The organism is Mucilaginibacter sp. GW822-FHT03E02 (assembly GCF_058801545.1).
Genome location: NZ_JBXANJ010000004.1, coordinates 67,726 through 83,114 on the forward strand (window position 1 = coordinate 67,726; position 15,389 = coordinate 83,114).

8 protein-coding genes are annotated in these 15,389 nt (G+C 43.2%); 4 read left to right on the forward strand and 4 right to left on the reverse strand.

The features are described 5' to 3' along the window. Nucleotides 1–5 precede the first annotated feature (5 nt). On the forward strand, nt 6–1,484 hold the full coding sequence (locus tag AC1RM2_RS34030) for a glutamate synthase subunit beta (protein WP_492989567.1): 1,479 nt from the start codon (nt 6–8) through the stop codon (nt 1,482–1,484). 75 nt (nt 1,485–1,559) lie between these two features. Here the strand turns inward: AC1RM2_RS34030 and AC1RM2_RS34035 are convergent, their stop codons facing one another. Then, entirely contained in the window at nt 1,560–5,132 is a 3,573-nt protein-coding gene (locus tag AC1RM2_RS34035; RefSeq protein ID WP_492989568.1) for a TraB/GumN family protein, read from the reverse strand. A gap of 226 nt (nt 5,133–5,358) precedes the next feature. On the opposite strand from AC1RM2_RS34035, the gene AC1RM2_RS34040 reads away from it, so the two are divergent. Continuing rightward, complete coding sequence (locus AC1RM2_RS34040) at nt 5,359–5,892, forward strand: DUF4142 domain-containing protein (protein ID WP_492989569.1); 534 nt, start codon at nt 5,359–5,361, stop codon at nt 5,890–5,892. A gap of 202 nt (nt 5,893–6,094) precedes the next feature. On the opposite strand, the gene AC1RM2_RS34045 is transcribed toward AC1RM2_RS34040, so the two are convergent. Then, on the reverse strand, nt 6,095–7,297 hold the full coding sequence (locus AC1RM2_RS34045; protein ID WP_492989570.1) for a DUF763 domain-containing protein: 1,203 nt from the start codon (nt 7,295–7,297) through the stop codon (nt 6,095–6,097). A 200-nt stretch (nt 7,298–7,497) separates the two neighbouring features. Then, nucleotides 7,498–9,408, reverse strand: a complete 1,911-nt coding sequence (locus AC1RM2_RS34050; protein WP_492989571.1) for an AMP-dependent synthetase/ligase — start codon at nt 9,406–9,408, stop codon at nt 7,498–7,500. 234 nt (nt 9,409–9,642) lie between these two features. Between AC1RM2_RS34050 and AC1RM2_RS34055 the strand changes: the two genes are divergently transcribed. Beyond that, nucleotides 9,643–10,668 carry a WD40/YVTN/BNR-like repeat-containing protein gene (locus AC1RM2_RS34055; protein ID WP_492989572.1) on the forward strand — a complete coding sequence of 342 codons (1,026 nt, stop codon included), beginning with the start codon at nt 9,643–9,645 and terminating at the stop codon, nt 10,666–10,668. Nucleotides 10,669–10,683: 15 nt separating this feature from the next. On the opposite strand, the gene AC1RM2_RS34060 is transcribed toward AC1RM2_RS34055, so the two are convergent. Then, on the reverse strand, nt 10,684–11,541 hold the full coding sequence (locus tag AC1RM2_RS34060; protein WP_492989573.1) for an alpha/beta fold hydrolase: 858 nt from the start codon (nt 11,539–11,541) through the stop codon (nt 10,684–10,686). 332 nt (nt 11,542–11,873) lie between these two features. Here AC1RM2_RS34060 and AC1RM2_RS34065 point away from each other — a divergent pair, with 332 nt between their 5' ends. Beyond that, complete coding sequence (locus tag AC1RM2_RS34065; protein ID WP_492989574.1) at nt 11,874–15,317, forward strand: ThuA domain-containing protein; 3,444 nt, start codon at nt 11,874–11,876, stop codon at nt 15,315–15,317. The last annotated feature ends 72 nt before the right edge of the window (nt 15,318–15,389 follow it).

Consider the following 15,389-nt stretch of genomic DNA (forward strand, 5'->3'; position numbering starts at 1 on the left):
TTTCAATGGGAAAACCAACAGGATTTCAGGAGTTTAACAGGGAATTACCAACTAAGGTTCCCGCTGCTGAACGCGTAAAAAACTATAAAGAGTTTGTTAATTTATATACCGACGAGAAGCTGAACCAGCAATCGGCCCGTTGTATGAATTGCGGTATCCCTTTTTGCCATTCGGGATGCCCGCTGGGTAATATTATCCCGGAGTTTAACGATGCCGTGTATCGTCAAAACTGGGAGGAAGCTTACCATATTTTATCATCAACTAATAATTTCCCGGAGTTTACAGGCCGTATTTGCCCTGCACCATGCGAGTCTGCCTGTGTGTTAGGTATCAATAAACCGGCTGTAGCTATCGAGGAAATTGAAAAACATATCATCGAAATTGCTTACCAGAAAAATCTGGTAAAACCAACTGCGCCTTTAGTAAAATCGGGCAAAAAAGTGGCTGTAATAGGCTCTGGTCCGGCCGGTTTGGCTGCTGCAGCGCAATTGGTAAAGGCAGGCCACGCAGTAACTGTTTACGAGCGCGATGATAAACCGGGAGGTTTATTGCGCTATGGTATTCCTGATTTTAAATTAGAGAAAACCGTAGTGGAACGCCGTATTGAAGTAATGGAAAAAGATGGTGTGGTGTTTAAGCTGAACAGTGAAGTAGGCGTTAACGTAGCTGCTGATGAATTACTGCGCAGCAATGATGCAGTAGTACTGGCAGGCGGTTCAACAGTGCCTCGTAACCTGATGATCCCCGGCAGGGAATTAAAAGGCATCCATTTTGCGATGGACTTTTTGAAACAGCAAAACAAACGTGTAAGTGATATTGCTGTTGAAGGTGATGATATTTTGGCCACAGGCAAAGATGTAGTAGTAATTGGTGGCGGCGATACCGGCAGCGATTGCGTTGGTACATCAAACCGCCAGGGAGCAAAATCAATCAAACAATTTGAGGTGATGTTTCAGCCGCCTGCGCAGCGTACACAGCATATGCCATGGCCAACATATCCAATGGTGCTTAAAACCACCAGTTCGCACGAGGAAGGTGCTGATCGTTTCTGGGGCGTAAATACCCTGGAGTTTTTAGGCGATGACGAAGGCAACCTGCGTGCGTTAAAAGTGGTAGATGTAGAGTGGGAGCAGGATTTTATGGGCCGCCCGGTAAAATTCCATGTGGTTGAAGGATCAGAACGCGAAATTCCTTGTCAACGTGTGTTCCTGGCTATGGGTTTCCTGTATCCGCAGCCTGCAGGCCTTTTAGCTCAGTTAGGGGTTGAACTGGATGACCGTAAAAATGTTAAAGCCAAAGAAGGCGTTTACCGTACCAACGTAAGCAAAGTATTTGCCGCCGGTGATATGCGCCGCGGACAATCACTGGTAGTTTGGGCTATCTCCGAAGGCCGCGAAACTGCCCGCAAAGTAGATGAGTTTTTAATGGGCCACTCGTTGCTGGAAAGCAAGGATGCTGTTAATCAGTTTGACCAGGTGTTTTAACCTTTTCAATATCTTATAAAAACAAAAGCCGGATCGTTTACTTAACAATCCGGCTTTTTTGGCTTTTTATAAAAATTAATCAGACAGATTTGCCAGTTCAGTTGTATTTTGTTCTTTTAGCTTTATCAGCATCTTTTTTGCCTGTAGCAGCCAGTTGGTTTTTTTAATGGTGCTGTCGTAATAGGCATGGTAGCTATTGCCAAATGTAAGTTTTGAAACTCCCTGTTTATAAGGCCCGCAAAGTGCCAGGTATACGTTGTTGTCTTCGTCATATTCCTGGGTATATTTAAAGGCATAATAAGTATTGCCCTTATCCAAAATGGAACCTAAAAGCGTAATGTTTTTTGGAGAACCTCCCTCATCGTCGTTACCCGTCATTGATTGATATAGGCATAGCTTGGCAAACTCATCCGCTTTTTTGTATTTAGGCGGCACCCTTGATAATTGTTTTTCTTTATTTAAAGCCTGCATCAAATTATATCGTACATCTATACTATCCAAAAGCTTGTTTAATAGTTTCTGATCTATATTAAGATGGTTGTTGATACGGGTGATAACGGCTTCTGAAAAATAATACTCATTTGTCCCGTTTTTAATAAGTTTGGCTGTGAATCTATCTGTTATTGGTTGGTTTTTAACAGATTGCATCAGCTGCAGGTAACTATACCCCGATGCAAAGTATTTGGCATTTACCGTATCTGTTTTTGAAAGGTAATGATCGAGATCGTCCTCAGCGTAGGCTGTAAGCAGGTTGAAGTTGTTTTTTAACAAACCGGCATATTTTTGTTTGTCTTTAACATAGGTCATCTGTTGTGTTACCGATAGTAGCTTTTTCCTGTATTCGGGGTATTTAAGTAATGGCAGGATGCGATTGAAATTGGCCGCAACATATTCAACACTATCATACATCGGGCTAAAGGCGCGGTACAATTCATCGCTTTTAAGCATTGGGTAATTTGTTAAAAGATCGAGGTAGATGTCATAACCTTCTTTTTTATTTATTTCGGGGATAGCACCAAGTATTTTTACCTTAAGCCTGTCGTTGGTATGCTTATCGGTATAAAGTGATTTCAAAACACCGGTGGTTTTATCGTCATTTATTTTTAATAAGGTAGTAATAAGGGCGCTGCGTACTCCAAACTTAGCGGTATCATCATCGTACACGCGCTCAATTGCTTTGTAAAGATATGGCAGTTCATCCTTTTCAAAGTCATAGTAGGATAGGGCTCCTTTAGCACTGTTGCGCACAAGTGTATCTGCCGATGAAAGGTCGCTGATTATCTTTTCAGCCTTTGAACCACTCAGGTTAAATGACGGGGTTTCATTTATTTTTTGTAACGAGTTGTAAAATGTATTACTTGCGTCGCTAAATAATTCCTCATTAGCCACATAGCCGCTAAGTGTAATTACATCGGCATTTATAATAAATAATCGGTTGCGCCTTTTATCTTCCGAATCCTTTTTTTGAATAATATATTCCCTTCCGGCAATACCGTTTACATTAATAGTATCTGTTTTAAGCAGCGAATCCTGGTATCCAACGGATTTTGTTATAAAATGCTTATATACTGAATCGACATTTTTAGCCTTGTAATAATTGCTGATAGCAGCATGTTCCATTATATACACACCGCCCGATGCGGGGTTGGTTGAAGTTGTTGATACTGTGTTACCCAAAAAAGACGTAGAAGAAGCTGTATCTATAATTGATTTGGTATCGGCAAATGTTTTAACCTTAAAGTTACCGCCATCAAACACAAAATCGACAAATGTGGTTTTGACATAAGGTGTAAATTTAAACGACTCAAAAAAAGCGTTCCTGATTTGTTTGCTCTTCACTTCGGGTATGTTGCTTTCCATGATCAGGTAAGTGCGGTTGCCCCTCACAAACAATTGTACTTTGCATAATACTTCATTTAAAGTTACATCAGCTTCGCGGCCTTCGTTGCCATCTTTAAAAATTTTTCGTGGTTTTCCAATTACTTTACCTTTTTTTTCAAATTCAGTGGTGAGCGATTCAAGCATCACTTGTTTGTTGGCAAGGTACATACCCTTGGGGTAGTCGTTATACCTTACCAGGTAGTTTTCCAGGTTGCTGGTATCAGTAGCCATATAAACGGTTATTACAAACGGGCCTGAAGCTGGGTTTTTAGGATTTGGAACTTCTTTTTTAAGCAATGTGGGTTGCCCGGGCATGCTAACAGAAAATGCCGCTGTGTCATTTTTGAAGGTTATCCAGGTAGGATCAGTTTTTTCAACAAGCTTAAGGCTTTTAAAGGAGTTGAAAAAACGGTTGGCATAAACCGAGTTGATGCTTTGTAATGTATTGCCTGCATACAGGCAATATAAGTAATTGTGGGTTACCAATACCCTGAAACGGGTAATTGCTTTGCCTGTACGCAATACTACATCTGTTCCTTTTAAGCCATTAACCAGAATAGGAGTTTTGCTTATGACATGATTATTTTGATTGATCGAAAAATTACTGATCGCCTTGTGCATCACCTCATCTTCGGTTATTGGCCTTAACGTTGTACCCTTTTGAACAGCATAGGCGCCAAAAAACATATCATTGGCCATATCCGGGAAAATTATCGAGCTGATACCGTAAAGCGCTTTGGTTTGCATAGGTGCAAATGGCAAATCAATAGCATAACCGTTTTCCTCATCTGTGTATGTTTTCCAGTTAAGTTTGGTATAATCGGTATTAAACCTATCTGCTATACCGGTAAATGCAGCAGCTACCGGGCTAACTGTATAGCCATTGTTTTTTAACAGCGTTATCAATCCATTATCGCCTGGTAAATGGGCTACACCTACCGCGGTGAATAGGGGTTGGCGGTGTATCTTTGCAATGATGCCGGCAAGCATTACTTTGTTACGGGCGATGATTTCCTCATCGTTAAGCTCATCATTGCCAAGGCACGCTTTTATGGTTTCTAAATTACCGGTACTGTAAATCTTTATTAATTTTTCCTGGTTGTCAAGCTTTTCCTCTTCGTTGCTATCTTCTACAAGATCTTGTACCCTTGTTTTAAAATCCGATTGATTGCCATAATGCTCTTCAAATTTTTCCAACGTGTTTTCAAGCCCGAAAATATTTTTGCTCATGGAGCGTGCAACGCCATAGAGGTAGGCATCAACAAACGATTTTTTATCGTCGGGCTTTACCTTTTCGGGTTTCATCATAGCTTCAATGCGCATGGGGTCGAGGTCGCCCATTGGGAAGCCATTTTTTTCTTTAAAACGTTTTGCAAGCTTATTATACTCGGCATCACTGAGCCATTTGCGCACATTACGGATGCTATCTTTATCGCTTAAGGTGGCGAACATTTTTTTGATCAGGGTATCCGGATGTATTTCTAAAGCAAATGCCTGGCAGCTTTGAATAGCGAGCATAACCGAATCGCTGAACCGGAATGCCCGGCTGTCCTTTATGTGCATGGTGCCAAATAAGTAGGATGGTTTGGTAAGTCCCTTACCTTCAATGCGCCATAGTATATTATACACTGGTTTTTGCTGAGCCCTTAAAATAGGGACTGTCGCCATCAACAATAAAATAGTTAACAGCGAAAATTTAACAGCAGACTTAAAAAAATAGGTAAAAACGTTTAAGATCAGGACGTTTGGTGGGTAAGGTTTGGTCATAAATATTAATAGTAAGATAAAAAAAAGCAACCCTAATATAATGGATATTATTGGTTTTTTATTAATTCTTTGCAAGTAATCGCGCTATAAGTAGGTATCATAGTAAAAAAGAATACTTGGTTGCCGAAATAGGTTTTGTATTGTAAATCAATATAATTATGCTACTTTATAAAACCACTTGTCGCTTTTTGCCGTTAAACCTTAACAAAGCATAATCAATTTATAAATGAAGTATTTAACTGGCTTGTTATTGATTTTAGTAGCTATCTTTTTTGTGCAATCATGCGAAAGCAACAAACGCGCAAATAATTACAACAATAAAGTACTTGTTGACGATGGCGGAATGCTCTTTTTTAAAAATGGTACCGAAGCCAGTCTGGCAACTGTAAAAGCTTCCGGTTTGGCTATCTCCAACTCAAAAAATCAAAAGGTTGTTCAATTTGCCAAAGCTATGATTGACGACCATACTTTGTTGGCCGATAATTTGAGAAAATTGGAGATTGATAATTTTGTAACGTCCAACGATACCATAAATGCAAATCACCAACAAGTGATTGCCGTCCTTGAGCAGAAGAAAGCTGCCGATTTTGATAAGGCATATATAGAAATGCTTGTGAGCCAGCATGAACAGGAAATAACCCTTTTTAAAACTGTCGCGCTCAATAAAAATCCTAATCTATCTGATTTTGCCAGGAAAAATTTACCATCGTTGCAGGCACATCTTGATTCGGCTAAAATGATTATGCTGGCGTTGAAATAGCTTATTTTTAAATTGCGGATTGTGCTGGCGAACTGGGTTGGAGTCGTTTTTTATTTTATTTGTTTTTTTTTAATGTTTTTAACACCCGCGAGGTTAGCGTTAGTGTAACTCGTAAGGGTGCTGGACTAACTATTTCAGCTGAAAGCATGAAACCATGTAACCCACGAGCTGGAAGCTCGCGGGTGCGATAGGCCATATCTAACTAAAATAATTTCAATTGCTGTTGTACCGGCGGCTTTGCTTTTCCAAATACAGTACGTCCGCCATATTTCCATGAGTATTCACGTTCTTTGGCTATTACCTGGTCGAAGTTGGCATTTGGCGTAAAATCCTTTTCGGCATTCTCGGCTATTTTATGGAGCCGTTTGATAGCCTCATTTTGTTCCGATAATCCCAGTTTCGATTTGTGTATTGCGTTTTGGAGAACGCCTATGGTTTCGTCATATACTTTGGTAGGTACCGGGAAGGGGTGCCCATCCTTGCCTCCGTGTGCAAAGGAAAACCTTGCCGGATCTTTAAACCGGGAGGGAGTCCCGTGTATAACCTCGCTTACCAATGCCAGCGATTGCAGGGTACGCGGCCCCAGGCCTTGTAACAGCAATAAATCTTCAAAATCAGCGGGCTGCTTTTCATGGGCTAACCAAAGCACAGCGCCCAGGCGTTTTAAATCCACGTCCTTGGCTTTTACATCATGATGGTTCGGTAATACCAGGAGGCTGATTTCTTTGATCATGGCTTCCGGGTTTTCGGCGGCTATCCGCATAACCCCGTTTCGGGAGGTGTCGGCCAGTTTATCTGTCATGTTCAGGATCAGACCTGTATTTTTGCCGTAGATGGATGTGTGCGGATCATCAACAAACGATGTTAATTGCTCGGAATGCCAGTGATAGCGGCGTGCGGTGCTGCTGGCATCGCTCATGCCTTGCTGTACTACAGCCCATTTGCCGGTATCGCTCAGGATAAAATTATGGGTATATAGCTGGAAACCATCTTGTATTGCTGTATTATCAACTTTAGCGCTCAGTTTGCTGCATCGTACAAGGTAGTTGCCGTCAAGCCCCGTAGTTTCGCCAATCTTTAATAGCTCGGCAGGGGTTTGTTTGGAGTGTTTGCCTTTGCCGCCGCAAATGTAAATGCCCAGTTCGCGGCTGTGCGGGTTTACCGATTTTTTTAAAGCGCCCATTACCGAGGTTGTTATGCCCGATGAGTGCCAATCCATCCCCATAACCGCGCCAAGGCTCTGAAACCAGAAAGGATTGCTCAGGCGGCGTAAAACCTCGTCCTTGCCATAATCCATTACGATGTTTTCAATTACAGCCAGGCCTAACTTTGCCATGCGCTCGGCAAGCCATGTGGGTACATAGCCATAGTGTAAAGGTAAGTCAGCACTGCCAGATCGCTTCATGCTAACAAAGTTAGTAAAATTTACACGATTTGAGGATTTTGCAAGATTAACAGGTTTTTTTTCTGAACTCGGATTAAGCAGATTTTTCGGATTATTTGGATTTGATTCCAATCCAATCCTGTCAATCCCTTAATCCCCAAAATAGTAGTTCAGACCAAAAGCATCTTCAAATTCTCAAATATTCAAATTCTCAAATCAAATTAATCCTCTTCCGTTTCACCTGCGTACAGCTCATCTATTTCTGCCGCGTACTTTTTCTCAATAACTTTGCGTTTGGCTTTCATGGTTGGGGTTATCTCGCCTTCTTCCATGCTGAAGGGGTTACGCTTTACTTTAAACGACTTGATACGTTCAAACTTGGCCAGCTCGTTGCTGAATTTGCGGATATCCTGGCTTATCCAGTCTACAATTTCCTGATCATCGATAAATATTTCGGGGCGCTCAAAAAAATCGTTGTTGAGGCCGAATTGTTCCTGCAAGCCCTCTTTGCCGGGCACTATGATAGCGGCTATGTATTCGCGTTTATCGCCCACTAAAAACACCTGTTCAATTTTAGGGCTTTTCAGGTACGTATTCTCAACCGGGGTAGGGTATATGTTTTTGCCGTATGCGTTTACCAGCATATTTTTCAGCCTGTCGGTAATTTGCAGGTTGCCGCGGTAGAAACGGCCGATATCGCCGGTATGAAACCAGTTATCTTCGTCGATAACTATTGCTGTTTCTTCGGGCTTATGCCAGTAACCTTTCATCACGCAATGGCCGCGAACAATAATTTCGCCTTCTTCGGTTTCTGTATCTTCCTTAAAGTTATCGTGGGTTTGTATCGAGTAAATTTCTTTGGTTTCTACATTTTGGATAGCCACCTCAATGCCCGGAATAATGCGGCCCACAGTGCCATAAATAACCCTGTGCCTTTCGGTTACAGCCATAACCGGCGATGTTTCTGTGAGCCCGAAACCCTCCAGTATTACAATACCCAGGTCGCCAAAAAACTCACCAATGTTTTTGGGTAGGGCGCCGCCGCCCGATACCATAAACTGTAGCTTGCCGCCGGTTTTTTCTTTTATCTTACTGAAAACCAATTTTTCGGCAATGCCATGCTGTGCTTTAAGAATAAGACCCGGCGATTTACCGGCTTCCTGTGCCAAACGTACCTTTTTGCCAATTTCAAATGCCCATAAAAATATTTTGGTCTTTATGCCACCTGCAGATGTGCCACTTTTGATAGCCCTATCGTGAATACGCTCAAGCAGGCGCGGCACGCAACATAGTATGGTAGGCTGCGTTTCGCCCATATTTTTAGCTAACAGCTCCAAACTTTGGGCAAAAGCAATTTGCGACCCTTTTAAAATTGCGATATGATAAATTGTACGCTCAAATACATGCGATAACGGCAGGAACGATAAAAAGCGGTCATCCTTGCTTACAAAAGGAATTTGGATAACACTATTCAGCGCGTTTTGGGTAAGGTTATAATGCGTAAGCATTACGCCCTTAGGGATACCTGTTGTACCTGATGTATAAATAAGGCAGGAAAGATCGGTAGGTAAAATAGCTTCGCGGGCGGCAGCGATAGCGTGTCGATATTGGCTAACCAAAGCCAGCCCTTCTTTAATAACATCATCAAAACCAATTACGCCGGCATTGAGCGTATGTTTGCTGCTGTGTTTTTCAAAATCATCAAAAGCCGGTATAATACGAATGAGCTCGGGGCAGTTATTGGCTATTTTGAGCACTTTGCGAAAAAGAAACGGATTACCCGTTATAATCACTTTTGCGCCCGAATCGTTCAGAATATATTCAATTTCGTTTTCGGTGAGGGTAGGATATATCGATGCATTTACGGCACCTATCTGTTGTAATGCCTGGTCGTAATAAACATAATTTGGTCCATTCTCGATAATTAGCGACAACCGGTCGCCTTTTTTGATGCCCAGGTTTAATAACCAGGCCGATATGGCATCTATCTTTTCAAGTGCCTCGCCATAAGTAATCTCCACCCAGGTATCTTTAACCTTATGGATTAAAAATGGATGACTTTCGGGATGGATATTGGCAACGGTATTGCGTATAAACGATGGGACAGTTGTAAGTTGATTAGCCTGGCTCATTAATTGATCAATTGGTTCTGTTCAAGCATCAAACTTATGTTTTTTCGGTATAAAACTCAAATCAAATATTAATGGCCGATAAATAAAGCAGGGTCGGTTCCCCATGCAAACGTAAAGTATTTTTAAAAATTCCGGATGTGTAATTTATTCCTTAGGTTTTATTAAAAAAATGATTCAGTTGTAGCATTTGCAGGTAATAATGCGTAATCAGGTTAATAGCCAATTATACTTTTTATGAAACCACCTTACCCTATTTTTCTTGCAATGGCAATTGTTATGGCCGTCCTGTCGGGCTGCGATAAAGGCCAGCCGGCTGCAATTAAAAGCAGCGAAAGTAACGCCAAAGTAGTTTTGCTGCCTGCTCAGTTGCCCCAATCAATTACAGCGGTATTTTTTACTGATGTTAAAACCGGTTATGTTGCCGGCGGTGGCGGTGGTATTTATAAAACTTTTAACGGTGGCGACAGCTGGCAAGCCGAAAATTCAAATACCAATTTGCCTATTTATGGCCTCTATTTTATAGATAGCAATAAAGGGTTTGCGGTTGGTGGCGAAAGCTCATGTGGAGGAACGGGCTGTGTGCCACCGGGTGGTTTTATACTGCGTACGCTTGACGGCGGCCAAAGCTGGACAAGGGTTTATACACCGGTTGAAAAAACTGATATAACGTCCGTATATTTTGTAAATACCAATGTGGGCTTTTGTGTAGGTAATAACGTGATTTACAAAACTACCGACGGCGGTTTGGCGTGGACAGCGCAGGCCATCGAAAACCTGGGCGGGAAAATGATGCAAATAAAATTTACTGATGATAAAAATGGCTTCATAATATGCCTGTTTGATAAGATAGTACAGACAGATGATGGCGGCCTAACCTGGAAAGTAATCAGCCCACAAACCAACACCGGTTACTACAGCATAGCATCTGCCGGAGGCGTTACCTATGTGGGTGGGCAGGGCAAGGTTATAAAATCAACAAATAATGGCAACTCGTGGAGCGTGCTGGCTAATTCGCCGGCAGATGTTTTTGCCATCTATTTCAAAAACTCTAAAAACGGTATCGCACTCGGCCGGGGCAATTATTCGGGTGGCGATTTTGGTCATTCTTATGCTTCAATTTATACCACGTCCGATGGCGGCGATAGCTGGATAGGATCGTCAGATATTACCGGGTATTCTGCCATTAACGCTGTAAGCTTCCCGAACCAAAGCGTAGGTTTTGGCATAACGGGAAATAAAATAATTAAGATAACTTATTAAAGTTGGGCGCTGCCGTTATTCAGCCGTTAAAAACTCATCAAGCATCGCTACAAATAACTCCGGTACTTTACTATCCGGGTTTGGCGCCATAACCTCGCCCATGAAAGCGCCGTGGCTGCCGGGCATAATGGTTAGCCGGCTGTGTGGCAATAACCGCGACAATTCTATAGCGTGCTCTGGTGTAATCACATCCTGATCGCTTACAACGACCAGGGTACGGGCCTGGATGGCTTTGATATCGTCGGTGTTCCAATCCTTAAAAGTCTGCATCCGTTTGGCATCTTTATCTTGCATGTTTTGCAGCCCTGCCTGGGTATTGCCGGGGATGGCCAGGTAAACATCTTTGTAAATCTGTGGCATTGAAGATAGATCTGCTTTGTTTATAAAATCCCAAAACCACGGGAACGTTCCGGCTCGTTTATAAAGTGCCGAAATTGCCACCAGTTTATGTACTAATTCGGGATGCCTGATAGCCAACTGCAGGGTAGTACTGCCGCCGTTGCTAAAACCCATAACATCGGCACCTTTAATGCTTAATTGTTTTAGCAGTTCGGCCACATCGTCGGCATCCTGCTCAAAAGTTTCGGGAATGTCCCTGGCGGATGTGCGACCGTGATTTTGCAAATCGACCGCAATAACCATATGGGTTTTGGCCAGTTGCGGCATAATTTTACCAAATGAAGTATGCATTGTTGAACCACCGCCGTGAATTAATACCAGCGGATGGCCTGTGCCATGAATTTCATAATACATTTTTATGCCGTTTACGTGGGCATATTTACCGGCATTTTGTGCCTGGGTGGTTGTCGCTGTTGTCATAAGTATAATGATAAAAGTAGTGATCTTGATATAAAGCAGCATTAAGTTTTTCATAATTCAAATTTAATGCGAAGTGCTGATGGCACCAATAGCAGTATGCGACAAAGTTTAGGGCGGTTTACGACAGGTTGTAAATCGTTTCAGCAAACCAAGGGTAACAATTCATTTACAATGCGCCGCGAGAGCGAAATAAGGGTGTATTTATTACACAGTGGTTTGCTAAATCGTTAATATTGTTGAGCCAATTAGTTAGCCGGTACTTTTTTACCGTTACATAATACATATTTATCATCGGGCCTGATCAGCCCATTCTTGCAGCGCTTTTATGCGTTATTGCCGGCGGGCTTATTGGCAACAAAATGTACATCAACTAAATCTCTCAACTCATGTCATTAAAATTAAAACTCACCTGTGTTTTATTGATAGGGCTCAGTTTTGGGCTGTATTCATTTAAAACAACTGTTCCGCGGCAGCGCGTGCTGGTTTTTTCAAAAACATTGGGCTGGCACCATTCCTGCATTCCGTTTGGTATAGCCGCTATCCAGAAGCTGGGTAAAGAAAATAATTTCGATGTTGATACCACAACCAATTCTGAAGCTTTTACCGACGAGAACCTGAAAAAATACGATGCCGTTATATTTCAATGCACCACGGGCAATGTACTTAACGCCATGCAGCAGGCAGCGTTTGAACGGTACATACAGGCGGGCGGCGGATACGCAGGTTTCCATTCGGCTGCCGATACTGAGTACGACTGGCCATGGTACGGCAAATTGGTGGGCGCCTATTTTTCAAGCCATCCTAATAATTCAAATATCCGTACGGCTACTATAGATGTAACAGATCGGACAAACCCTATAACGGCCGGTTTGCCTGCCCGCTGGGAGCGTACCGACGAATGGTACAACTACAAATCCATCTACAGCGGCATACATATTTTGGCCAGCCTTGACGAGAATACTTACGATGGCGGTACCAACGGTGCAAACCATCCTATTACCTGGTTTCATGAGTTTGACGGTGGCCGGTCGTTTTATACAGGCTGTGGCCATACCGACGAAAGCTATAGTGACCCCTTGTTTTTAGGCCAGATGCTTGGCGGTATTAAATACGCCATGGGCAACGGTAAACCGCTGGATTATAGTAAAGCTTACGCCAAAGTATCGCCCGATCAAACCCGCTTTATTAAAACAGTGTTGATAAGCAACGTGGCATCGCCTATGGAATTGGCCTGCGCTAAAGATGGCCGCGTATTTTTTACCCAGCTGATGGGTAATTTTTCGGTTTATAATACCAAAACCAACCAGTTTAAAGTGATCCATAAATTCCCCATCACTTACCAGGGTGGCACCGGGGTTATTGGCCTAACGCTCGATCCTGATTTTGAAAACAACCAGTTTGTATATATCTATTACATGCCCGAAGGGCAAACCATCGAGCCTTTAAACTTTCAGCTTTCGCGGTTTAAATTGAGCCCTACTAATGTGCTCGATTTGAAATCAGAAAAAATCCTGTTAAAAGTGCCGGTACAAATAGTAAGCGGCGCACACCATGGCGGCTCATTGGCCTGGGATAAAAACGGTAACCTATACCTGTCTACAGGCGATAGCTCGAGCCCGTTCCCGGCCGATGGTTACGCACCGCTGGACGAACGCCCCGGGAAAGAGCATTTTAGCCTGGATGCCCAACGTAGCGCAGGCAATACCAACGACTTTAAAGGCAAAATACTGCGCATTCATCCCGAGGCTGATGGCACTTACACCATACCTGAAGGAAATCTTTTTCCTAAAGGTATGGCCAAAACTAAACCGGAGATTTATGTGATGGGTTGCCGTAACCCATACCGTATCGCGGTAAATCCTAACACCTCGGTTTTATACTGGGGCGAGATTGGGCCCGATGCGGGTAAAGATTCGCCACGTGGCCCGCGCGGTTATGATGAATTTAACCAGGCCCGCAAGGCGGGTAACTTTGGCTGGCCGTATTTTGTGGGCAACAACTTTGCCTACTCACACTGGGATTTTGTTACGGGCACGCCTGGGCCAATGTTTGATCCTAAACGGCCGGTAAATAACTCGCCAAACAATACAGGTTTAAACGTGCTGCCACCCGCCACACCCGCCATGATCTGGTACCCTTATGCCGCATCGGATGAGTTCCCGGAATTGGGATTAGGCGGCCGTTGCGCTATCGGAGGCGATTTTTATAAGTACAATGCCAATGTTAAAAACCCCAATAAGTTCCCTGATTATTACGACGGTAAATTATTTGTGGCCGACTGGATGCGTAACTGGGTAATAAGCCTGACGTTTGATGAAAACGAAAATTATGTACGCAACGAAGCTTTTATGCCCGCCAATGGCGATTTCAGGCGACCTATTGATATGCAGTTTGGCCCCGATGGCGCTTTATATATGCTGGAATACGGGTCGGTGTATGGCGCGCAAAATGAAGATGCCCGCCTGGTGAAAATTGAATACAACACCGGCAACCGTGCACCCATTGCCAAAGCCGGTATTACCGATACCGCTATGCAAGCCTACTACCAGCATACCAAATACCTTACTGCCGAGTTGAAGGAAATGCCGGTAAAAAAAGAGATATCAGGCCAGGCGCCGTTAACCGTAGGTTTTAACAGCCAGAACAGTAAAGATTTGGATGATGACGATAAAATAACCTATCAGTGGTTGTTTGACGGTAAAACGGCGGGCGCAGCAACAGCCTCGGCAAGCTATACCTATACTAAGCCGGGTGTTTACAAGGCTATTTTAAAAGTTACCGATAAAGGCGGTGCTACAGGGCACGATACCATTATAGTGAGGGTGGGTAATACAAGGCCGGTAGTTACCATTGCCGGCACTGGTAACAAATCATTCGTCCAAAAGGGGCAGCCCTTTAAATATCATGTGGTGGTGAAGGATAAGGAAGACGGTAAGATAGACCCTAAACGGGTGAAGTTATTTTACATTTATAACCCGCAGCCATCAACCGATGGTAAAACGGTGCAAAGCTTGGCTGCTTTGTCGGCCAACGAAATAAGCTATCCCGGCAAGGCGTTGATGGCCAACAGCGATTGTAAATCGTGCCACCTGGCCAACAAGACCGCTGTAGGGCCAAGTTTTATAGCGATATCCAACCGGTATAAAACACAAAAAGGATCGGTTGATAAGCTATCCAAAAAAATCATAGCGGGTGGCGCAGGGAGCTGGGGAACCGAGCATGTCATGAGCGCCCACCCGCAGCTTTCGGCGGCCGATACCAAAGAGATTGTGAAATACATATTTTCATTAACCGATAGAAAAAGCAAAGCAACGCCTTTACCGCTTACCGGTAGCCTGAACCTTAAATTTAGCGATGCCGAGCCGCGCGGGCAATACACCCTGTTTGCATCCTATACCGATAAAGGTGGAAAAATGGTTGGGCCACTTACCGGTACTGATGTGGTAACTTTGCGCAATGCTGATGTAAAGGCAGTTTATGCTGATGAATTAAAAGGATTCAATCGTTTTAAAGACGATCTGTCGCTGGGCAACCATAAATCGTTTGTGTTGTTCAGGGATGTGGATTTAACCGATATCAAAAAAATGAGCTTCCAGTACGCATCCAAAGGAGTTGATGGCGAGATTGAAGTACGGATGGATTCACAGGCAGGCCCTGTTATTTGCTCGGCCAATTATGGCGATACCGGCAGCTGGGATAAACTGGCCTGGTTAACCGGCGATGTACAAAAGCCGGTTGCAGGCAAACATAATGTATTTGTTTTTGCTATTAAACGTACCAAACCAAACGATGGCATCCTTAAATTAAGCGATATTCGCTTCGGTCAATAATTTAAGATAGTAAACTTTCAAATTAACTCGAACTAAAAAATATAAAAGTCTCCCCAACCGGGGGAGATTTAG